This is a genomic window from Alteromonas sp. ISO5, assembly GCF_058105165.1.
This window is the reverse complement of the sequence record NZ_CM176572.1, coordinates 825,841-846,441: the sequence shown is the minus strand read 5'-3', so window position 1 is coordinate 846,441 and position 20,601 is coordinate 825,841. Positions and strand designations below refer to the sequence as shown.

The 20,601-nt window shown below is 49.4% G+C and carries 22 protein-coding genes and 1 pseudogene; 14 read left to right on the top strand and 9 right to left on the bottom strand.

All coding sequences use genetic code 11. The annotated features are described in order from the left end of the window. Positions 1-159 precede the first annotated feature (159 nt). Positions 160-1,998 (bottom strand): SLC13 family permease, encoded by a 1,839-nt coding sequence (locus AC2T0J_RS03790; RefSeq protein WP_489808847.1) that lies wholly within the window; start codon positions 1,996-1,998, stop codon positions 160-162. A 175-nt stretch (positions 1,999-2,173) separates the two neighbouring features. Then, on the bottom strand, positions 2,174-2,485 hold the full coding sequence (locus tag AC2T0J_RS03785; RefSeq protein WP_489808846.1) for a hypothetical protein: 312 nt from the start codon (positions 2,483-2,485) through the stop codon (positions 2,174-2,176). 65 nt (positions 2,486-2,550) lie between these two features. On the opposite strand from AC2T0J_RS03785, the gene AC2T0J_RS03780 reads away from it, so the two are divergent. Next, entirely contained in the window at positions 2,551-2,823 is a 273-nt protein-coding gene (locus AC2T0J_RS03780) for a family 43 glycosylhydrolase (RefSeq protein WP_489808845.1), read from the top strand. A gap of 59 nt (positions 2,824-2,882) precedes the next feature. On the opposite strand, the gene AC2T0J_RS03775 is transcribed toward AC2T0J_RS03780, so the two are convergent. From AC2T0J_RS03775 to AC2T0J_RS03760, 4 genes are all read right to left on the bottom strand, one after another. Further along, positions 2,883-3,785 carry an AEC family transporter gene (locus AC2T0J_RS03775; RefSeq protein WP_489808844.1) on the bottom strand — a complete coding sequence of 301 codons (903 nt, stop codon included), beginning with the start codon at positions 3,783-3,785 and terminating at the stop codon, positions 2,883-2,885. Positions 3,786-3,913: 128 nt separating this feature from the next. Beyond that, positions 3,914-4,210: a hypothetical protein gene (locus tag AC2T0J_RS03770; RefSeq protein ID WP_489808843.1), complete on the bottom strand. Its 297-nt coding sequence runs from the start codon at positions 4,208-4,210 to the stop codon at positions 3,914-3,916. A gap of 472 nt (positions 4,211-4,682) precedes the next feature. Beyond that, on the bottom strand, positions 4,683-4,817 hold the full coding sequence (locus tag AC2T0J_RS03765; RefSeq protein WP_489808842.1) for a hypothetical protein: 135 nt from the start codon (positions 4,815-4,817) through the stop codon (positions 4,683-4,685). Between the two features lie 75 nt (positions 4,818-4,892). After that, entirely contained in the window at positions 4,893-6,521 is a 1,629-nt protein-coding gene (locus AC2T0J_RS03760; protein ID WP_489808841.1) for a sodium:solute symporter, read from the bottom strand. A 272-nt stretch (positions 6,522-6,793) separates the two neighbouring features. Between AC2T0J_RS03760 and AC2T0J_RS03755 the strand changes: the two genes are divergently transcribed. The 13 genes and pseudogenes from AC2T0J_RS03755 (at position 6,794) to AC2T0J_RS03695 (ending at position 17,152) form a co-directional block, all read left to right on the top strand. Then, positions 6,794-7,513 carry a FadR/GntR family transcriptional regulator gene (locus AC2T0J_RS03755; RefSeq protein ID WP_489808840.1) on the top strand — a complete coding sequence of 240 codons (720 nt, stop codon included), beginning with the start codon at positions 6,794-6,796 and terminating at the stop codon, positions 7,511-7,513. Positions 7,514-7,574: 61 nt separating this feature from the next. Then, positions 7,575-8,354, top strand: coding sequence for an SDR family NAD(P)-dependent oxidoreductase (locus tag AC2T0J_RS03750; RefSeq protein ID WP_489808839.1), 780 nt, complete (start codon positions 7,575-7,577; stop codon positions 8,352-8,354). A gap of 228 nt (positions 8,355-8,582) precedes the next feature. Continuing rightward, positions 8,583-9,287, top strand: coding sequence for a sulfite exporter TauE/SafE family protein (locus tag AC2T0J_RS03745; RefSeq protein WP_489808838.1), 705 nt, complete (start codon positions 8,583-8,585; stop codon positions 9,285-9,287). 206 nt (positions 9,288-9,493) lie between these two features. Further along, the gene (locus AC2T0J_RS03740) at positions 9,494-9,706 is read left to right on the top strand and encodes a hypothetical protein (RefSeq protein WP_489808837.1); all 213 of its coding nucleotides are present in this window, start codon (positions 9,494-9,496) and stop codon (positions 9,704-9,706) included. Next, a complete protein-coding gene (locus AC2T0J_RS03735) occupies positions 9,687-9,965 on the top strand; it encodes a hypothetical protein (protein ID WP_489808836.1) in 279 nt (92 codons plus the stop codon). Before AC2T0J_RS03740 ends, AC2T0J_RS03735 begins: the two co-directional genes overlap by 20 nt. 67 nt (positions 9,966-10,032) lie before the next feature. Next, positions 10,033-10,437, top strand: coding sequence for a hypothetical protein (locus AC2T0J_RS03730; protein ID WP_489808835.1), 405 nt, complete (start codon positions 10,033-10,035; stop codon positions 10,435-10,437). Between the two features lie 60 nt (positions 10,438-10,497). Further along, positions 10,498-11,382, top strand: a complete 885-nt coding sequence (locus tag AC2T0J_RS03725; RefSeq protein WP_489808834.1) for an SMP-30/gluconolactonase/LRE family protein — start codon at positions 10,498-10,500, stop codon at positions 11,380-11,382. A gap of 72 nt (positions 11,383-11,454) precedes the next feature. Next, complete coding sequence (locus AC2T0J_RS03720) at positions 11,455-12,501, top strand: UDP-glucose--hexose-1-phosphate uridylyltransferase (RefSeq protein ID WP_489808833.1); 1,047 nt, start codon at positions 11,455-11,457, stop codon at positions 12,499-12,501. Further along, entirely contained in the window at positions 12,498-13,646 is a 1,149-nt protein-coding gene (galK, locus tag AC2T0J_RS03715; protein ID WP_489808832.1) for a galactokinase, read from the top strand. Before AC2T0J_RS03720 ends, galK begins: the two co-directional genes overlap by 4 nt. A 48-nt stretch (positions 13,647-13,694) precedes the next feature. Then, positions 13,695-15,257: a sodium/sugar symporter gene (locus tag AC2T0J_RS03710; protein WP_489808831.1), complete on the top strand. Its 1,563-nt coding sequence runs from the start codon at positions 13,695-13,697 to the stop codon at positions 15,255-15,257. A gap of 169 nt (positions 15,258-15,426) precedes the next feature. Beyond that, positions 15,427-15,887, top strand: a pseudogene (locus tag AC2T0J_RS03705) (DUF8051 family protein). Between the two features lie 230 nt (positions 15,888-16,117). Then, on the top strand, positions 16,118-16,651 hold the full coding sequence (locus AC2T0J_RS03700; RefSeq protein WP_489808830.1) for a single-stranded DNA-binding protein: 534 nt from the start codon (positions 16,118-16,120) through the stop codon (positions 16,649-16,651). A 135-nt stretch (positions 16,652-16,786) separates the two neighbouring features. Then, positions 16,787-17,152, top strand: a complete 366-nt coding sequence (locus AC2T0J_RS03695) for a zf-TFIIB domain-containing protein (protein WP_489808829.1) — start codon at positions 16,787-16,789, stop codon at positions 17,150-17,152. A gap of 58 nt (positions 17,153-17,210) precedes the next feature. Here the strand turns inward: AC2T0J_RS03695 and AC2T0J_RS03690 are convergent, their stop codons facing one another. From AC2T0J_RS03690 to AC2T0J_RS03680, 3 genes are all read right to left on the bottom strand, one after another. Next, positions 17,211-17,474, bottom strand: a complete 264-nt coding sequence (locus tag AC2T0J_RS03690; protein WP_489808828.1) for a TonB-dependent receptor plug domain-containing protein — start codon at positions 17,472-17,474, stop codon at positions 17,211-17,213. Positions 17,475-18,025: 551 nt separating this feature from the next. Beyond that, positions 18,026-19,123: an acetate/propionate family kinase gene (locus AC2T0J_RS03685; protein WP_489808827.1), complete on the bottom strand. Its 1,098-nt coding sequence runs from the start codon at positions 19,121-19,123 to the stop codon at positions 18,026-18,028. After that, positions 19,120-20,514, bottom strand: a complete 1,395-nt coding sequence (locus tag AC2T0J_RS03680) for a bifunctional enoyl-CoA hydratase/phosphate acetyltransferase (RefSeq protein WP_489808826.1) — start codon at positions 20,512-20,514, stop codon at positions 19,120-19,122. The genes AC2T0J_RS03685 and AC2T0J_RS03680 overlap by 4 nt, the downstream gene beginning before the upstream one ends. Positions 20,515-20,601: the final 87 nt, after the last annotated feature.

Sequence of the window (20,601 nt, the reverse complement as noted above, 5' to 3'; positions counted from 1 at the left end):
AGCTAAAGATACTCTTGCTGTGGCCAAATTTGAAGCGATAAAAGACAAAATTTAACACTTATTTATCTTGTTTCGCGCCGAAGAACAGGGAAAACGTGGCCTGCGGAACTGCGCAGACCATAACGTTGTAGTCATTAACATTCATGGTTAACAAAAAGGTTACCAGGGAAAGAAAAACGGGATAAGGAAATAACAGCACACAAAGACCCAAACGAGCATGGGCGTGCCGAGCTTTATGAAATCGACGAAGCGATATTTTCCTGGCTCGACAATCAGAGTAATGATGGGCGAGGCTATGGGGGTCATAAATGCAGCCGAGGCAGCAAACAGAACGGTCATGGCCAACGGGTAGGGTGACACACCGAGCTGCTGGGCTATGCTAATTGCGATTGGTGCCATGAGTACCGCAGATGCCGTGTTAGACAAAATGTTAGTGAGCAAAGCTGTGATGCCAAATAGCAACACCAGCAGGGTTTGGGGAGAGGCGTCGCCAGCGGCGCCTATCATACTGCCAACAATCATAGCCGTGCCGCCGGTTTGTTGCAGCGCTTCAGCCAGGGGCAGCATACCGGCCAGCAATACCAGGCTTTGCCAGTGAATGGCCCGGTAAGCGTCGGCCGCGGTGAGGCAGCGGGCCATCACTGCCGCAATAACCGAAATAAGCACAGCGGCAACCAGCGGCATCCAGTTAAACACCGAACTGAGCACCATAAAGCTGGTAATAGCCAGTGCCACGGGCATCCGCTTGAAAGCAGGCACCACATCAGCGGCCTCGGCGGGCGTTTCCAATACTACGAAATCGTGGTTTTGTTGTTGTAACTGCATAATTTTAGCCCAGGGGCCGGTGACCAAAAGGCAATCAGAGGCTTGCAGTTTTTGATTCTGATAGTCGTCCAGAGACTGGCGGTTGCGCCTGACACCAAACACATCGAGGCCGTAGTGATCGCGGAATTTGGCCTCCCGCACTGACTTACCAATAAGCTTTGATTCGGGATGAACCAGCACGCTTTCAGCGCCAAACTCCCAACTGCGGTACTGGGTTTCTAACTGCGATGGGTGAAATGGCATCAGCCTGACCTGGCTTTCTACCTGCGCCAGTTGCTCAGGTGGAATGGCGACATGCAGCACATCCCCGGTGTGTAGCATAATATCCGGCGATACACCGGCCTTTAACTCACGCCAGCCACGAACACGCTGGGACAGATCTAGAATGCGCAAACCGTAGCTATCGTACAATCCGCTTTGCGCAATAGTTTTGCCGTGCAAAGGGGACTCCTCGTCGATACGCAGGTAGACCAGTTCGCGGTTAACCCGGTAGTCGTCCCACAGCGCTTTAATAGAGCGCTGTGCAGATTGATGCACGGCTTTACCATTATTGGGCAACCATTTACGGCCGACAAACAGCATATACAGCATCAGTCCTCCGAGGACGACCAGCCCCGGCAGCGTGAAAGTAAAAAATCGCAGGGGCTCATAGCCCTGTGCACCCAACTCGCCGCTTATCACCAGGTTCGGCGGCGTGGCAATCAGGGTAAGCATACCACTGACCAGCGCAGCATAAGACATGGGTAACAGTAGTTGACTGGCACTGTTACCCGTTTGTTTGGCAATACGCATCACGATGGGAATAAATATCGCGACGACTGCCGTAGAACTCATTACAGCACTTAAAATAGCACTGGCGAGCATGAGCATTATTAACAGCTTATTGGTAGAACTGTGACTGTGCCTGCCTATCCAGTCACCGACAAAACGGGCGACCCCGGTGCGGTCGAGCATTTCACCAACAATCAGCAGGGCGCCGATGAGTACAACCACCGGGTTGCCAAAGCCGGCCAGTGACTCCTGAACCGACAATACACCGCCCAGCATCAGTGCCAGCACTACGGTGATGGCTATCATATCGTAGCGCACGCGATTACTGGCCATTAACAGCGCGGCCAGAGCTATAACCAGAAATACATAATGAGCATGCCAGGCATGTGGAATAGAAAGCATGGGAACTCCCGCGACACAAACCCTGTGAAACCGAGAACAGAGAAGGAAATTTGTTTAGTCAGAATACTGAAATAACGTATGGATGAACAGTGGGTTGGATAAATACTATGAGAAAAACTCCCGTGCGCGTGGATGTGTCATAGCCATCGACAACGCACGGCAAGCTGAAGCGGTATTATTTTTTCAAACGTTTAGTGGTGCGCTTGTTGAGGTCAGCCGGGTCAATCACAGGCCAGTCATTATCCCGACTAATCGGCAGAATACGCAGCTTTTGCAGCGTGTTATCGACCGTCTCACAGCCGTGCAACACCAGGTAATCTTTGCCGTCGAAGGTATAAGCGGCATTATAACCCAGTGCTGCCCAGTCATCGTTACCTACTATTACCATGGTTTTACCGCCTTCCATCTGCGATTTACCAACGCGGTCCAGTTTAGGGCCTGTGACCGATTTACTGCACCCGACGCGTGTATTGCAGGTACTGTCCATAACGCGACAGCATTTATCAAAAGAAAAAAACAAATAGTAATAACCATGTTGTTTAAAAATATAGGGTGCTGATCACCTATTCGGCCAGTGCAACCGATCACCGCTATGCCATGGCTCTGCTGTGGGACGATGAAGACGCGGATTTACTGGATCCTGCCAGTTGGCATAAAAAAGCCGAGCCGGTATTTACCACCAATGCAGCGGTTGGCGGCTACGGCTCGGGCCATAATCGTTTTGTGAAAGCCAAAAATGGCGAGACCGAGCTGATGATTTACCACCGCCGTGATTATGAAACCCTGCGGGGCGCGCCACTTACCGATCCTAACCGTCATGCCTGAGGCCGGTTGATTTACTGGGGTGCTGAAGGGTTTCAGGTAGTCTTCAGTGATAAGACTGATTAGTCGAGTACAAAGAATAGTGCCACCGGCACGACCACCAGACTGGCGATATTGCCTAGTAATACAATCGACGCCACCGTGTGTGGCGCTTGTTTGTAGCGTTCCGCAAGCATGAAATTGAGTACGGCCGGTGGCAGTACCGAAAACAGCACAAAATACGCCGTATGTTCGCTCGACAGCCCCGCCAGCAAGGCAAACGGGTAAGCGACCATAAAGCCGGTTAACGGCCCGTATAACCCCCAGAACAAACCGGAACGCCAGTTGGCAAAATCCACATCAGTCATGCGGACTCCCAGCGCAAATAACATCAGTGGTATGGAAATCTGGCCGAGCATATCTATCGGTGTGCTGGCCCATATCGGTAACGTCCAGTCGGATAAACTCCATATCACCCCTGCAGCAGTGGCCATGACCATAGGATTGGTAGCCAGGGTTTTCAACTGTGCTTTGTCATGCAGAATATAGACGCCCAGTGAAAAATGTAGCAACGTGCTTACCAGGAACATGGCGATAGCAGCACTTAAACCGGCTTCACCAAATGCCAGCAAGGCGAGGGGCAAGCCCAGATTGCCGCAGTTGTTAAACATGGTGGGCGGAGCGAAAATTTTTGGCGACACCCCCAGCCACTTGCAAACCGGCAGAGCCAGTAAGCCTGACCCTATAACCATCAACAAAGTACCCAGCATTAAGTCCAGATAACTAAACAGATCAAACGACTTGGACGCCATCACAGAGAAGATCAGTGCGGGCACAAAAATGTCGATGTTGATGCGGTTGGCCACCCCCATGTCTGAATCGGTTTTGCGGGCATAAAGAAACCCCACCATTACCATGGCAATTAACGGAAAAACGGTGGCAAAGATGCGTTCAATGATGGGGAATAAAGCAAAGCTGTCTGACATAAGTGGTGATGCAGGACGGGAAATTGATACTGAGGTTACATTGTTAACTGACCAGGTATCAATCAGTTTGCGTTTAACGAGTGCTTTACAGCGAGGATGGCACGGTGAAAAGCGCTGCGCTATTGTTGTTAATCAGAATGGCACTGACTCTCCAGTTGTGTCTCTCGCTCTGCAAATTGGCGTCCTAATATCAGGGAATCCGCAGAAGTGTCGTGCCAGCCGTCATCAAGATGGGTAAAACTTTCACTAACGCTGACCAGAGCTGCGCAAGGAGCCTGTTCCACAAAGTTTTGCTGGGCGTGTTGAACCTGACCGCCCCAGTTCATTCGTAAACTGTCTTCAGGAGCCATGCCCGAATCGGTCATTTTACCTAATACTACCGGTAAATCCGGGCTACGAAGAGCGGTCCTGAACAGCGCCATCATCGTTTTCAGGTTATCCGGACAACACGATTGGCGGTTATGTCACTATCGGAAGCATCTGACTCTCCCTGCATCCAGATAATGCCTGCGGGTATCAGGGTCAGGCTCGCGATCACCATCAAGATCCCGGCTGGCGAACGCATTGCTGAGTGTAGATAAAAAATTATTGTATTGGTTTACACCATTGCTACGACGAGAGTCGGGATACCAGTTGTTACCCACGCCACAGCCCAGGACCGAGCCACCCAAGCGCATAGTTTATAAGGGCTACGTGCTGTTGTGGGTGTAGTCTGGCAATCTGGTGCCCGAAACTCAGCTCCGGGCCGATAAAGTCTGAATGCTGATTAGTTTTTCCGTCGGAATAAAACTGCCGGCCGAAGCCTGGTTATAGTGTATCCCATAAACCAGGGCCAACATTGAGTTTAAAATCGACCACCGGATTGCCCTGGAAAACAGCCCCCGTTTTAAGTGGCGTTTAGTAATGAGCAGGCGGATCGGCATTTTCACTAAAGCCTTCCATGTTCGACTGCCCGCCAAGGTAATAAACCTTGTAGGTAGTTGCTGTGGCAGGAGATGCTACCAGTAATATTAAAGCGAGTGTTTGCAGCATGGTGCTACCTGGGTTGGCTCTGATAGTTTAGTGTATATAAAGAAAAGCCGGTGACGTTGGCACCGGCTTGGTCGTTTACCAGAAGCGGATATAGATGAAGGCCGTAATACCTAATATACCTACGGTATGAATGTAATCCCACTTATCCAGACCGTCGACCACTTCTTTCATGGTGCCTTTTCCCAGTGTCCGAAAGGTCAGGCCCTGAAGTTTTTCTTCACTGGCCGCTTTGGTGAACATACTCACCACAATCATGATAGCCGTTACCAATACGAACAGCAGGATACAGTAGTAAAGCCAGTTCATCTCCACAACCCAGGCAAAGCTGGTGTCGGCCAGGCTGTCTTTAAACGGCAGCATTACCAGTCTGATCATACCCAGTACAAAGCCTGAAACCAGGCCCGCGTAGCCTGCTGCAGGCGTGATGCGACGGCTTACCAGGCCCAGCAGGAAGACGGCTGCAATACCCGGCGCGATAAGTGACTGCACACTCTGTAGGTACTCATACAATACATCGGCAATTAGGCTCATCACCGGGATCCACAGAATACCCAGAATAACAATGACGATGGTAGCGATACGGCCCACTTTTAGCAGGTGTTTTTCGCTGGATTCAGGTTTAAATTTCTTATAGAAATCGATGGTAAACAGCGTGGCAGAAGAGTTAAAAAGAGACGCCAGTGAACTCATCAGCGCTGCAACCAGACCACCGATAACAATACCCTTAACCCCTGAAGGTAATAGCTCGGCAACCAGCGTTGGGAACGCCTGGTCGGCGCTGGCGTAATTGATAATGCCTTTTTCCTTAAGGGCGACAGCAATCATGCCCGGGAACAGGAAAATAAACACGGGCAGTAATTTAAGGTAACCGGCAAACATGGTACCACGACGGGCTTCCTTGATGCCTTTTGCTGACAGAACGCGCTGTACAATGTACTGGTCGGTACACCAGTACCAGAAACCAATAATGAATGAGCCGAAAATAATGCCAGGCCATGGGAAGTCTACATCGCTGGCTGAGCGAATAAGGTGTAGGTTGGCGTCATTAATACGCTCAACTTCAGACCAACCGCCAACCTGATCGAGACCGACCACCAGGATCACCACAGAACCGATGATCAACACCGGGGTTTGTAATACGGAGGTCCACATAATGGCTTTCATACCACCGAGTACGGTATAGATACCGGTAATGATGACCAGGCCTAACGCCGATATCCAGAAGAAGTCGATACCCCAGATACTGTCGATGCCGAGGATTGTTTTAAACGCAATACCACCGGCGTAAACCGTTACAGCGACTTTGGTCAAAACATAACTGACCAGTGAAATCACCGACAGGAAGGTACGTGAAGCGGCGTTGTAGCGGCGTTCCAGGAACTCCGGCATGGTGTACACTTTACTGCTCCAGTAAAAGGGCACAAATATCCAACCCAACAGCAGGATGATCCACGACTGCAATTCCCAGTGAGCAAGCGCCATACCCGACTGGGCACCGGAACCAGACAAACCTACCAAATGTTCAGAGCCAATATTTGAGGCAAAAATTGAGGCTCCAATCACCAGCCAGCTGGCGTTACGACCGGCAAGAAAATAATCCGCCGTATCTTCCTCTTTTTGCCGCATGGACATCCCGACTACGCCAAGCAACAAAATAAAAAAGCCAGCCAGAACCAGCCAGTCGAGTGTACTTAATTCAACCATGTAATAACCCTGATACCATGATATAAGCTCAAAACAATTAAAAAATATTATATTACAATATTGGTAATGAAAAGCTTTTTGTTAAAACAGCGTTAAATTCCATAATGACGTTGATAGATTGTTTTTAGGGTTGGATCAATTTTAAACGCTTGCACGTTGGAGGCTTACAACTCTATGATGTGAACAAATATATTAACAATAAAGCCAACAGGTACCACCGATAAATATGATATTATTAGTGGTTATGGCGGTAAGCAGAAAGATTATAATCCATGGCGCGAATTGAGAATTTAAACCTGTCGCAACGCGTTACCAATGAATTGGGTAAAGCGATTATTGCGGGAGTCTATGGCGAGGGTTCAGGCCTTCCAACTGAAGCTCAGCTTTGTACCGAGTATGGCATCAGTCGTACTGCAGTGCGCGAAGCAGTGAAAATGCTGGCAGCAAAGGGGTTAATATCCTCCCGACCGCGCCAGGGGATTCGGGTTGAGCCGCCAGAGAACTGGAACTTATACGATACCAACGTGTTGGGGTGGATGTTTGAGAGCAGTCCGTCATTGCTGGTTTTAAAAGAGTTTTTGCAGATGCGTCTGGCTATTGAGCCACAGGCTGCAGCGCTGGCAGCCAAACACGGCTCACCGGAAGCCATCGCGCAAATTGAGATGGCTTTGAATGGCATGGATAACGCCGCACAAACCGACGGATCTATCCATCAGAGCGATTTAGAATTTCATACGGCCATTTTACTTGCCAGTGGCAATCGCTTTTTCTACCAGTTACGGGATTTCATCAGCACCGCTTTAAATGTAAGCTTCCAGTATACGACTAATGCTAAGGACAGCCTGCAAACCATTGCCGACGAGCATCGTAAGATTTATCAGGCGATTAAAAATGGTGAAGCAGAGCGAGCCAAAAACATGATGGCGTATCTGATAGATGAAGCAATGGCTTATATTGAACTGAAGATTGCTGAATCTGACCTGTCTGCGTAACGAATTTTTATTTAACAACGAAAGTTGGTGTGTACCGAGCCATCATCTATGGTGATTTTTTATGACCCAGTCGTCTGATACTTCAGCCTGTTATCCAAGCCTGAACAACCGCAGCGTATTTATTACCGGCGGTGGTACAGGTATTGGCGAGGTTATGGTGGAACGGTTTTGTGCACAGGGAGCCCGAGTGTGTTTTGTTGATGTCAATGTTGACAAGAGTCAGACATTGGTAGAACGAATAACTAAAACCGGTAAAGGCCAGGTCACCTTCATAGAGTGTGATTTGCGCGATCTCAAAGCCCTCGAAGGGGCTATCAGAGAGGCCGGGGAACGGCACGGCGATATTAGCGTGCTGATTAACAATGCGGCCGACGATACCCGCCACGAATTTGAAGACGTGGACGAGGAATACTGGAATGATCGCATTAATGTAAACCTGCGCCCGAGCTTTTTTGCCGCACAGGCAGTTATCGAGCAAATGCGTCGCTGCGGTGGCGGCAGTATTGTAAATATGGGCTCGGTCAGCTGGCGCCAGAAGCAAACCTGTATGCCTGTTTATACTACAGCTAAAGCGGCCATTGATGGCCTGACCCGCACCCTGGCTGCAAAACTTGGTCCCGAGCATATCCGGGTAAACACGCTGGTGCCCGGCTGGGTGATGACCGAACGACAGATGACTCGTTGGGCTGGCCCTGACATTATTCAGGAAGTACAACAGGCTCAGTGTATCCATGAAACCCTGCTACCTATCGATATTGCCAACGCTGCATTATTCCTCGCCGCTGATGACAGTAAAATGATGACTGCGCAAACGCTGATTGTTGATGCCGGCTGGGTATAACGTCATGCTGACGTCTGTCGGCATTGCGCAGGCATGCCTGATCCTCTGACCTTTTTCGTTGCTAAGGCTTGGTCTGAAGACCCTTGCACGGCTGTGAACAAGTATTCCGGCTCACTGTTATGTTGAAAAAATGTTTACACTCTGGCGCTGTGCATAAATGATATGTAATATAATATGTATAATGAATGTTGCGCATAACAGTTAAGCTTTAGTTGAAGGATTGTTTGTTTGACCGACTATATCCTGGTGTATCTGGTCCTGATCATCGGTTCATGCTTGCAGAGTGTTATAGGCTTTGGGCTGGGTCTGTTGGGTGCACCGCTTATCTTTTTGATAATGCCCGAACTGGTGCCTGGTCCCATGATCCTCAATGCGTTACTGTTGACGACGCTGTTGGCGGTTAAACATCAGTACGATATCGACTTAAAACAGACCGGGTTCTCTATTCTTGGTGGCACGGCGGGTGTGCTGGTGGCCGGTAGCGTGCTGCTTTATATTGATGCTCATCAGTATCAGATGTTATTGGGCGTGTGTATTATTACTGCAGTGATATTGTCGATGGTGGGTGTTAAACCCCGTGTCAGCGTTATCTCCAATTTAATCGCGGCCATGATATCGGGTTTTATGGGCACCACTACATCGGCTGGCGGTGCCCCTATGGGCTTGCTGTATCAGGCGGAAGACAAAGATAAAATTAAAGCCAATCTGAGTGTCTTTTTTGTTTATATCAACATGTTTGGTATCGCCGTACTGTGGTTTACCGATGCGGCGGGCCGTGACGATCTTGAGCTCTTCTTAAAGTGTATCCCGGCTATTCTGACTGGTTGGTTCGCGTCGTTTTTTATCAACCGGCGTATCAACGAAATACTGATTAGAAAACTGATCCTGGTCGTGGCAGCGTTTGCCGGTACCGTGCTGATTGTTGCCAGCTAAGCCGCACTCCCTCTCATTTTAAGCTTTCATAAACTATCCCATACCTGTCCGTTTGGACCGATGATTTCGTGGCCCTTTACATTTAAATTTAGGTTTCTTCTGCAAAAATTATAGTGGAAGGGGCTCTCGGGAAACCGGTATCTCCCCGAGGCAAAATTGTTTTCAGGTTATCAACTGAAAATTAAAACTATGTGAAGGAGCAATCTATGTATGAATTAAATAGCAAACATATCGAGTTGGTTAGCGGTGGCGGTGACGTTATCGATGCCGCAGAGGGAGCTACAACTGGCGCAGGAGCTGGCGCTACAGTGGTAGGTGTTGCAGTTGCCGTTGGGGTTACTGTTAGCGCTCCGGTTGTGATTGGTGTGGTAGCAGCAGGAGCTTTGATAGGAGCAGCTTATGAATACTTCTCAGATTAAGGCGAGCAATATGAGATGTTTGGATTTAGACGAGTGTATGGTGGTTACAGGCGGCTCGGTAAGCGGTGGTGAAGCACTCGAAGCGGCAGGCTCCGGTGCGCTGTCGGGTGCAGCCACGGGGGCTACTGTTGGAGCTGCCATGGGAGGCATCATTGGGGCTGCCGCTGGTGCAGTGGCTGGCAGTATCGTGGGCGCCGTGGTGTCCGGTGTTGATAGTATCGTTGATCAAATCCAGAAAGATGGCGGGAGTGTGTTTTAACGCTCGAGCGGTTCGTTCAGAGCCGCTTTTCCTTTATGAATCCTCGACCCCTATTCGGAGAGAATGTATGGAACGTATATATATTTACTCAAGTCTTATACTGATGACTGTTGCGGTCTATCACGGCTTTAGCAATGGCGACATCTGGCTACCCATCATCCTGACACCTATCGCGCTGGCCGTTGCGGCAAAACTCTATGCTCACACGCAGGGGAAACAAATAAGTCAGTGGCATAAAGATTTACCGGTGTTGAAACTGATGGCCTGGGTGTTAAGAGACAAGCGACTGCGTCAGCAACAAAATAGCCAGTCATTGTTTGCTTTATTGTTTTTCGGTAGCTTCTTCCTTTGTGCCGATATCGCAATGATCTTATTCTTAAACGACATTCACTATTCGATTCTGTTTGCAGGTTGTGTAAGCTTTGCCTTTCTATATTCGGCTTTGATGGTGAATCATCGGGCGGCTAACTGACGAAGAGCGTCGGTTTGGGCTGGATTCACCCGCAGGGCTATTTAACAGCGAAATGATGCCATGCCGGTTAAAATTTTAAATGTTAGTCGTCACAAATGTAGCCTCGGCGAGGGCATTTATTACAGTGCCCGGTGTAACTGTGTTTACTGGGTCGATATTAAACAGCAGCTGTTATATCGTATGGATTACGCCACTAAGGCCGAGACCTGTATCGCCATGCCAGAGCAAATTGGCTGGGTGAAGGAAACTCGCTCGGGCCGCTTTATTGTTGGATTACAGTCGGGCATTTACTGGCTAAACGATGATCTGAGCTGTGGCGAATACTGTTTGCTACTGCGTGATGAACCGGTAACCAATCGCTTGAACGATGCGAAAACCGACCAGGCTGGCCGGCTGTATTTTGGTACCATGGATGACAGTGAAGCGGCCCCCTGCGGAAGTCTCTATCAGCTGGCCAGTCTCAACGATAATAGCACGCTGCACAAAGTAGACAGTGGCTATACCGTATCCAATGGCCCGGCCCTTAATCTTGCTGGTAACCGGCTTTATTCGGTGAGTTCTGCCAGTCGAACCATTTACGCCTTTACCGTTGATGCCAATGGGCAGTTATCCCATAAACGCCAACACATTGTTTTATCTGACCACTACGGTTATCCGGATGGCATCACAGTAGATAACCAGGACAACCTTTGGGTGGCCTGCTGGCAAGGGCACGGGATATGTTGCTTTAATCCGGCAGGAAAGCTCATCGAGCGCATTGTGCTGCCTGCGCCACAAATTACGAATGTCACTTTCGGCGGTCCAGCTTATTCAATGCTGTTTGTTACCTCAGCAAGAATTGGGATGGATGATGAGGCGTTAAATCGTTATCCATTGGCTGGTAGCGTGTTTGAGCTTGACGTGGGCGTAACAGGTGTTCCTGAAGCCCGGGTTTGTGACAATTAACCCTTGGTTTATCAATCTTTTGTCTAGCGCATTAAGGTAAAGGTTTTCCCTTTTGTTAAACAGGAAATAAGCATGTCTGTTCCTTTTGAGCCGTCAGATCATCCGCATCGACGTTACAACCCATTACTGAAAGAATGGGTACTGGTATCGCCACACCGGGCCAAGCGCCCCTGGCAGGGCCAACAGGATGAACCCGACCAATCCGTCTTACCAACCTATGACGAGGGCTGTTATTTGTGCCCGGGAAACACCCGGATCAACGGTGAAGTTAACCCGGCTTATGAAGGGACTTACGTGTTTATCAACGACTTCGCCGCGCTGCAGCCGGACACGCCGGAAAATGCCAGCAACGATCCGCTGTTTCGCTATGAATCTGAACAGGGCTGTAGCCGGGTGATTTGCTTCTCACCGGATCACAGCAAAACGTTGCCATTGCTTAGCGATGAGGAAAGATTAGGCGTGGTGAAATGCTGGATGGCTCAAACTGCCGAGCTGGGGAAAAGTTATCAGTGGGTCCAGGTGTTTGAAAATAAAGGCGCAATGATGGGCTGTTCCAATCCGCACCCTCATGGACAAGTCTGGGCCCAACGTCATTTGCCAACGCAGGCAGCAAAGAAACTGGCGAGCTTCGCGGCGTATTATCAGCAACACAAGCGGGCTTTATTACTCGATTATGCCGAGCGTGAAGTCGCTCTTAATGAGCGGGTGGTATGCAGTAACGATGACTGGGTGGTCGTGGTTCCTTATTGGGCCGCGTGGCCGTTTGAAACCCTGTTGTTACCTCGCTTTAGTGTTAGTTCTCTGGCAGTCCTGAGTGACTTACAGGCGCACAATCTGGGTATGATTGTGGGCGCAATCACCAGTAAATATGACAACTTGTTTAACACGTCTTTTCCTTATTCGATGGGCTGGCACAGCCAGCCTTGCGATAGTGACGAACACCCTGAATGGGGTCTGCACGCGCACTTCTTTCCGCCTTTGCTTCGCTCTGCCAGGGTCAGAAAATTCATGGTTGGGTATGAGATGATGGCGGAAGCGCAGCGCGACCTGACACCTGAACAAGCTGCCCAGCGCCTGCAGGCGCTTTCTACAACGCATTATAAGAAGACCGGCCAATGACGCTTGCAGATATTTCTTCGCTCTTCACTGCTAATTTCAATACCACGCCAGAGGTAACCAGCCATGCCCCCGGCCGGGTTAATCTGATTGGTGAACATACCGACTATAACCAGGGCTTTGTCTTTCCGGTGGCGATCAATTTTGGTACCGATATTGCCGCGGCGCGGCGGGATGACGGCATTGTTAAGGTGGTGGCTGTTGATTACGACAATGAATGCGCGTCATTTTCCCTGGCTAACATTGAGCATCAGCCAGAGCCTGGCTGGCTTAATTATGTAAAGGGGGTGTGTCAGGTTGTCAAAGCGAAATATCCGCAGCTGGGCGGGGCTAACCTGGTAGTAACCGGTAATGTACCACAAGGTGCGGGCCTGAGTTCATCTGCTTCTTTTGAAATTGCAATTATCAGTGCATTAACGCAGCTTTACGAGCTGAATATAGCAGGCCTTGAGGCCGCCTTGCTGGGGCAGCAGGCTGAAAATGAATTTGTTGGCTGCTCCTGCGGCATTATGGATCAGTTGATATCAGCACTGGGGAAAAGCGGTAAAGCCATGCTGCTGGATTGCCGCGACCTGTCACAGCGTTTTATCGACTTGCCCGAAGATTTCGCCATTATGATCGTCAACTCCAACGTTAAACGGGGTTTGGTTGACAGCGAGTACAATCTGCGGCGTCAGCAATGCGAGGCAGCATCCCGTAAACTCGGCGTGGCCAGTTTACGGGATGCTAACAATGAGCTGCTGGAAGCCGGCAAACAAGTACTAAGTGAGAGTGAGTATAAGCGTGCACGTCATGTTATCAGTGAAAACGCACGCACTACTGCCATGTTTGATGCGCTGGGAAAAGGCGACATTGCCAAAGTGAGTCAGTTAATGGCCGAGTCGCATCATTCAATGCGTGATGACTTTGAAATCACCGTACCGGCTATTGATTACCTTGTAGAAATTATTCAACAGGTGATAGGAGAATCCGGCGGGGTAAGGTTGACCGGAGGCGGATTTGGCGGTTGTGTTGTTATTTTACTACCAAAAAAATTACTTTTAGGGGTGACTAAACAGGTAGAAGACAAGTATTATGCGCAGACTGGGTTGAAACAAAAAGTTTACATTTGTACTACAAATTCGGGCGCTTTTGACGAAAACACTTGATTTCGTTACCCACTTACGAATTAAAATTACAAACTATTGGGTCGCATAATGAAAATTGAAACACTCGATATAGCGTTATTCGCTATTTATGTCATTGCCTTAATAGGTATTGCCTGGTGGGTTTCCCGGGAAGAGAAGGGCCACGAGAAAGACACTAACGATTACTTTTTAGCGGGCTCCAGCTTGCCGTGGTGGGCTATTGGTGCATCACTAATTGCTGCCAATATCTCTGCGGAACAGATCATCGGTATGTCTGGTTCAGGTTATATGGTGGGTCTGGCAATAGCTTCCTACGAGTGGATGGCAGCCATCACACTGATCATTGTGGGTAAATACTTCCTGCCGATCTTCCTGAAGCATAAAATTTATACGATGCCGCAATTTCTTGAGCAGCGCTATGACCACCGTGTACGCATGGTCATGGCGGTGTTCTGGCTGGGGGTTTATGTGTTTGTAAATCTCACCGCGGTATTATGGCTGGGTGCACTGGCAATTAATACTATCGCCGGCGTCGACCTGATGTATGGCATGATCTTCCTTGGTGTCTTTTCCCTGGCATACTCGCTGTACGGTGGTCTGAAAGCAGTGGCTATGACTGATATTATCCAGGTTGTGCTGTTAGTGTTAGGCGGAATGTTCCTGTCTTACACTGCCTTGGATATTATTGGCGACGGGGCCGGGTTCTGGGCTGGTTTTAATACTGTCACTACGGAGTTACCTGGCAAATTCGATATGATCCTGAGCGAAGAGAATCCGCACTATATGGATCTGCCTGGCTTATCGGTACTGATTGGTGGTATGTGGATCATGAACCTGTCTTACTGGGGCTTCAACCAGTATATAATCCAACGTACCCTGGCGGCTAAAAGCGTTAATGAAGCGCAGAAAGGAATTGTATTTGCTGCATTCCTAAAAGTATTGATGCCGTTGATTGTCGTATTACCGGGTATAGCTGCGGTACTGCTGGTGCCGGATCTGGAAAAAGCCGATCAGGCCTATCCATCGCTGATGACACTGATGCCGGTTGGTCTTAAAGGCATTATCTTTGCTGCCCTGGTTGCCGCAATTGTGTCGTCGCTGGCGTCGATGACCAATAGCGTGTCTACTATCTTTACCATGGATATTTACAAAGACCGCAACCCTAACAAGAGCCAGCATCACTATGTAAAAGTAGGTCGTATTGTTAGCTTACTGGCACTGATTATTGCCATGGCCGTGGCAAAACCATTACTCGGTCAGTTCGATCAGGCGTTCCAGTACATTCAGGAATTCACCGGCTTTTTCACTCCGGGTATTGTCGCACTGTTTGCTCTGGGTATGTTCTGGAAGAAAACTACCGCCAATGGTGGTCTGGTAGCGGCCGTTGGCTCTGCGGTATTCAGCCTGGCATTTAAACTGCTGTGGCCGGAACTGCCATTTATGGACCGCGTGGGTATTGTATTCCTGCTGTGTGTTGGTCTGGCCGTTGTAGTGAGCCTGTTTGAAGGCAAAGGTGAGCATGAGCACGCCGTACAACTGGACGAGATTAACTTTAAAACCTCATCAGTGTTTAATGTGGCCTCTGTAGCATTAACTATTGTGGTGGCGGCATTCTACATTACCTGGTGGTAAGCATTGTCGCATAAAATGCAAAGCTGAAAGCCTCAACCTCGGTTGAGGCTTTTTTTACCTGCGTTTTACCAGCCTGCGATGAGTCTGTTGGAATTAATTAAACCGCAGACAAATCATTCATAATAAAACTACCTGGTTGCTGCTATCGGCGTTTCTGCTGATCGCACTGGTGCCGGGAGGCCCCATTGAAAACCGCGACTTTTCCTACCTTTCGCCATTGTTGCTCAGTACTTTTAATTTATTTTTAACCACTCTGGCCTTGGGAGCCTGATGGCGGCCTACTTCGTCAGGTTACATGCCCGGTGGGCGAAAGTTGGCGGATTGCTGGCGGGAATGAGCTATTTCAACGTTTATCTACTCGATCTGGCCAGGTTATTCTCGGTGTCGCCAACTCCTGCGCCACTGCTGTTGGAACTGACTGAAATTGTTGGTCTCAGGCTGTCCGTACCCACCATGTACTGGTGTCTGAAGGTGTTAACAGTGGCACCATTGACTAACCGGGAGCCGCAATTGGCGCACCACTTATGGCCGCCTGTAAGGTTGTTTCTGCTATTTTGTGGGATGCTCATTGTGGGCTTGATAGTGGCTATTTTTACCACACTGGCAGCAATGGGACATTTACTCAGGTGAATTGTGTGACACAACCGGTTGCAAGAACAGGTGAAAGCCATGCCAATTTGCCGTAGTCTGTATGGTAAAACAACGAGTTAGTATATTGTCATTGAGGATTTTTATTTAACCTCAAAAAGGCGCTGAGCGAGCGCAAAAAATGCGTTATACTGGCAAGCTTTACAAACGACGACGAAGCGCTGCATGCGCTTATATTATTATAAAAGCGTAAACAGATTTTAGGAGACATCATGGCAACTCGAGGCGTTAACAAAGTCATTCTGGTCGGTAATTTAGGTAACGACCCGGAAGTACGTTACATGCCCAACGGCAACGCCGTTGCCAATCTGAGCCTGGCAACCAGCGAAAGCTGGAAAGATCAGCAGGGGCAGGTACAGGAACGAACTGAATGGCACCGTTTAACCATGTACCGTCGGTTAGCGGAAATTGCCGGTGAATACCTCAAAAAAGGTTCGCAAATTTACGTTGAAGGTAAACTGCAAACCCGCAAATGGCAGGATCAACAGGGTCAGGATCGTTACACCACAGAAATTATCGTCGACCAGATGCAAATGCTCGGTGGCCGTGACGGTGGTCAGGGCGGCCAGGGCGGGGGCTATCAGCAACGCCCACAAGGCGGTCAACAGGGCGGTGGTTACGGTGGCAACCAGGGTGGTGGTTATCAGCAACCGCCTCAGCAACAACGTCCCCAGGGCGGCCAGAATCAGCAAAAGCCCCCAATGGCTGAGCCTGACTTCGACTTTGACGATGACATTCCGTTCTGACGGTTACCTGAGACATCTTTTACAAACCCCGCCCCGGCGGGGTTTTTTATTGGTGATAGCCGCACAGCCTAATGACAGCACAGCCTAAAATACATATAGTAAAAGTCTGATTGTTTCACCTGTGCAGGAAGTCGTATGAATTGTCCCAAGTGTCATGGTAATTTTGAGCATATCAGTACGCCTGCCGGTGTTGTTGCGCGTTGCAGCACCTGCTATGGTTTATGGTTTGATGTCATGGAGCACGAGGAGCTAAAGGACTTTGCCCGGGCTTTGGATACCGGTGATAAGGAAATGGGCAGGCTTTACAGTGAAATAAGCGATATTCATTGCCCTGTGTGCCCTAATAGTAAAATGCTCGAAATGACCGACAGCGGGCAGCGACATATCCATTTTGAAAGTTGCCCTCAGTGCCATGGACGGTTCTACGATGCCGGTGAATATGTTGACTACGCCACGTTTTCCTTGAGTGATTTCCTAATACGTTTCGGCTTGGGTAAGTAAAGCGCCTCGTCACCGCCGGTAAAGGTTTCATCTACCCCGGCTTTTTTAGAAACCCGGTTCAGGATACCGCCGGTGCCACCGCGGCCAAAGAGCAGGCGTTGGGCCCGCGCAGGATTTCGACCTGTTCTACATTGTACAGTGAGTGATAGTACTGTACGTCATCGCGATTGCCATCAATGTAAAAATCAGCGGTTGAGCGAACGCCGCGGAACACCACTGAATCGCGGTGCCCCTTACCCTGCGAGGTGTTAACACCTGGCGTGTAGTCGATGATTTCGCCAATACTGGTAATGCCGCGCTCGGTGATGTCTTCGGCCGTCATAATCGATAGGCTTAGAGGAACATCAATAATCGGTGTAGGGGTTTTACCTAATTTGATTCATTGATCGATCAATACTGACCTTCAAAAGTAATGCGTTCCGGGTCATATGCCGTACTGGCTGATACTGAGGTGTTAAAGGTAAGCGCTGCGGCAATGACTGACAGTGTATATTTCAAACTAAAGTCTCCAGATATGCTGAGCGGAAATATCGGTCAACCGCTTCTCTTTATCGACTCGATTTGGTAATGAGTGGCAGCAAAATTTGAGAGAATGTTAATGTGAATTATTCTTTGTTGTAACTGATGTTTTAATTTTGATTAAAGTCTATGTTTAGTTTTTCTTAACCTTAAGGTCTGATGAAATAGCTGGTTGAAGGTTGAAGGTTGAAGGTTGAAGGTTGAAGGTTGAAGGTTGAAGGTTGAAGGTTGAAGGTTGAAACCGTAGTGATGAGCCGGTGAACCAGCAGGGTAATGGCCAGCTTGAAACGCCGGCCTGCCGGCAGCGGGGCAAAAGCCATGTGCACAGGGCGCAGAAGAAAGATGCAAAGTGCTTTACGGGTTAAGCATCTGCTGCATGTAGTATGCAATCATCCATTCTTCATTAGTGGGGAGCATGCGCACAGTAACGGACGATGTTGATGTGCTGATCACGGGTTGGTTGTTCTGGTTCGCCGTGTTATCGAGCTCAACACCAAGCCAGTTGAGCGACTCACATATCTGGCGGCGGATATCTGCTGCATTTTCTCCAACCCCGGCGGTAAATATCAACGTGTCCAGGCCTTGCAATTCTGCCGTCAGACTACCAATGGCCCGTACAATGTAGCGGCAATAAAGAGCAAGTGCATGAGCTACAGCAGGATCATTTCGGTGTTGGTCCAACACACGCATATCACCTGAACAGCCGGAAACACCCAGCAGGCCCGATGACTTATACAATGAACTGGTCACTTCAGAGGCTGACATCCCCAGTTGCGTTATACAGTGTAACACCAGCCCCGGATCCAAAGTGCCACAGCGAGTTGCCATCATCAGACCATCAAGAGCGGTAAAGCCCATGGTTGAGCTAACGCTTTTGCCTTCGTACATAGCGCAACCGCTGGCACCGCTACCCAAGTGCAACACAATACATCTGCCGCCCGCTGAGGCATCTGAAGCAGCAAGCTGATGACTGATATAATCGTAAGATAATCCGTGAAAACCGTAACGGCGAATGCCCTGACGACGCAACGAGTCGGGTAAAGCATAATCGGTTGAAACCGCAGGCTGCGTAGCGTGAAAAGCGGTGTCGAAACAGGCAATCTGTGGCAGTTCCGGATGCAGCTTTCGCAGTACTTTTACAGCATGCAGATTATGCGGCTGGTGTAACGGCGCCAGATCGCACAGTTCATCGAGTGTCGCGAGTGAGCTATCATCAATGAGTAGTGGTTGCGTATAGGCGGTACCGCCATGAACTACACGGTGCCCGACGGCACTGACATAGCCGCCATGGTGTAGCACCTCGTCCAGCGTCTCGGCATAATTATCTTCACTAAGTTCGAATAGCCCCCGTTCCACTACCGCCAGGCTGATGGCGTCAAATACGGCGTATTTTAAGGTGGAGGAACCGCTGTTTAAGACCAGGTAATGGGGGCTATCGGTTTGCTTGCTCATAACGGCAGATCTCCGCGTTTACGCTGATAAACCAATGCCATGGCACAAGACATTTTGCGGGTTAGCGGGCCACCGGCACGACTGGTCAGAATAATCGGCGCTCTGGCACCCAGTACAATGCCTGCTCCTTCGATGCCGGACAGGTAACGCATTTGTTTAAACAACATGTTGCCCGATTCTAAATCCGGTGCGACCAGAATGTCAGCATCGCCGGCCACCTGCGACAATATTCCCTTGGCTTTCGCCGCTTCAGCCGAAATCGCATTGTCCATTGCCAGCGGTCCGTCGAGGAGTCCACCAACAATCTGACCACGCTCGGCCATTTTACAAAGTGCTGTGGCATCAAGTGTTGAAGGTATTTTTTCTTCGACAGTTTCCACCGCTGATAAAATCGCGACCTTTGGAGTTCGGTTTGTTAGGGCATACACCAGTTCGATGGCGTTTTGAATAATATCCTTTTTAGCCGCCAGGTTAGGGCGGATATTAATCGCGGCATCGGTGAGAAAAAGCGTCTTATGGTAACTGGGTGCATCAAGCGCAAATATATGACTCATCAACCGCCCGGTTCTTAATCCGTAATCCTTATTGAGCACTTCATGCATCATTTCATCGGTGTGCAAATGGCCTTTCATCAGCGCTTCGGCCTTGCCACTGCTCACCAGTTTTACTGCGGTTTCAGCTGAGGCATGGCTATGCGGTGTATCGACCAGTTCAAACGCGGAAATGTCGAGCTTATTTTCCAACGCGACCTGTTCGATACGGGCTATGGGGCCCACCAGAATAGGGGTAATAAGGTTATCTGCAGCGGCTTCTACAGCGCCAGCCAGTGAATTGAGGTCCACTGGGTGAATAACACAGGTTTTGAGCGGAGCCATATCTTTTGCCATGTCCATAAACTGCTGATAGCGGTCACTGCTTTGTTCTTTGAGTTCAACCGCCGGCAATACCGCCCTGGGCCGATCGATTTGTTCGGTAGGCGCTTTTACCAGTGCCTGACCGTCAATAACGACTTCACCGTCCTGATTAGTACAGGCACAGCCGAGTAGGATTTGATGATGCTCACGTTTTTCTACTACGGTTACCGTGACGGTGAGGTTGTCGCCAAGGGAAACCGGGCGGCGGAAGGTAAAATCCTGCTTTAGGTAAATGGTGCCAGGGCCGGGCAGTTGGGTACCCAGTACGGTTGAAATTAATGCTCCGCCCCACATCCCATGGGCGATAATGTGATGAAACTGGGAGCTGTTAGCGTACTCCTCGTCTACGTGGGCCGGGTTTACATCGCCCGACATAATGGCAAACAGCTGAATATCTTTACGGGTCAGTGTGCGGCTAAGCGAGGCTTTATCGCCCACCGTAATGCTGTTGTAGGGTTTATTGCGGATCATTTCCATGTTGATTCTCCGGCCAGAGGCGCCAAATTGTGAATGCTGTAATTCGCTTTGTAATATTACATGATTACACTACAGGTTGATGAATAA

Excerpts from the sequence above, each read along its gene's own strand:
- AC2T0J_RS03790 (WP_489808847.1), bottom strand. The coding sequence starts at position 1,998 with ATGCTTTCTATTCCACATGCCTGGCATGCTCATTATGTATTTCTGGTT.
- AC2T0J_RS03785 (WP_489808846.1), bottom strand. The coding sequence starts at position 2,485 with ATGGACAGTACCTGCAATACACGCGTCGGGTGCAGTAAATCGGTCACA.
- AC2T0J_RS03775 (WP_489808844.1), bottom strand. The coding sequence starts at position 3,785 with ATGTCAGACAGCTTTGCTTTATTCCCCATCATTGAACGCATCTTTGCC.
- AC2T0J_RS03770 (WP_489808843.1), bottom strand. The coding sequence starts at position 4,210 with ATGATGGCGCTGTTCAGGACCGCTCTTCGTAGCCCGGATTTACCGGTA.
- AC2T0J_RS03765 (WP_489808842.1), bottom strand. The coding sequence starts at position 4,817 with ATGCTGCAAACACTCGCTTTAATATTACTGGTAGCATCTCCTGCCACA.
- AC2T0J_RS03760 (WP_489808841.1), bottom strand. The coding sequence starts at position 6,521 with ATGGTTGAATTAAGTACACTCGACTGGCTGGTTCTGGCTGGCTTTTTT.
- AC2T0J_RS03755 (WP_489808840.1), top strand. The coding sequence starts at position 6,794 with ATGGCGCGAATTGAGAATTTAAACCTGTCGCAACGCGTTACCAATGAA.
- AC2T0J_RS03750 (WP_489808839.1), top strand. The coding sequence starts at position 7,575 with ATGACCCAGTCGTCTGATACTTCAGCCTGTTATCCAAGCCTGAACAAC.
- AC2T0J_RS03740 (WP_489808837.1), top strand. The coding sequence starts at position 9,494 with ATGTATGAATTAAATAGCAAACATATCGAGTTGGTTAGCGGTGGCGGT.
- AC2T0J_RS03735 (WP_489808836.1), top strand. The coding sequence starts at position 9,687 with ATGAATACTTCTCAGATTAAGGCGAGCAATATGAGATGTTTGGATTTA.
- AC2T0J_RS03730 (WP_489808835.1), top strand. The coding sequence starts at position 10,033 with ATGGAACGTATATATATTTACTCAAGTCTTATACTGATGACTGTTGCG.
- AC2T0J_RS03725 (WP_489808834.1), top strand. The coding sequence starts at position 10,498 with ATGCCGGTTAAAATTTTAAATGTTAGTCGTCACAAATGTAGCCTCGGC.
- AC2T0J_RS03720 (WP_489808833.1), top strand. The coding sequence starts at position 11,455 with ATGTCTGTTCCTTTTGAGCCGTCAGATCATCCGCATCGACGTTACAAC.
- galK (WP_489808832.1), top strand. The coding sequence starts at position 12,498 with ATGACGCTTGCAGATATTTCTTCGCTCTTCACTGCTAATTTCAATACC.
- AC2T0J_RS03710 (WP_489808831.1), top strand. The coding sequence starts at position 13,695 with ATGAAAATTGAAACACTCGATATAGCGTTATTCGCTATTTATGTCATT.
- AC2T0J_RS03700 (WP_489808830.1), top strand. The coding sequence starts at position 16,118 with ATGGCAACTCGAGGCGTTAACAAAGTCATTCTGGTCGGTAATTTAGGT.
- AC2T0J_RS03695 (WP_489808829.1), top strand. The coding sequence starts at position 16,787 with ATGAATTGTCCCAAGTGTCATGGTAATTTTGAGCATATCAGTACGCCT.
- AC2T0J_RS03690 (WP_489808828.1), bottom strand. The coding sequence starts at position 17,474 with ATGACGGCCGAAGACATCACCGAGCGCGGCATTACCAGTATTGGCGAA.
- AC2T0J_RS03685 (WP_489808827.1), bottom strand. The coding sequence starts at position 19,123 with ATGAGCAAGCAAACCGATAGCCCCCATTACCTGGTCTTAAACAGCGGT.
- AC2T0J_RS03680 (WP_489808826.1), bottom strand. The coding sequence starts at position 20,514 with ATGGAAATGATCCGCAATAAACCCTACAACAGCATTACGGTGGGCGAT.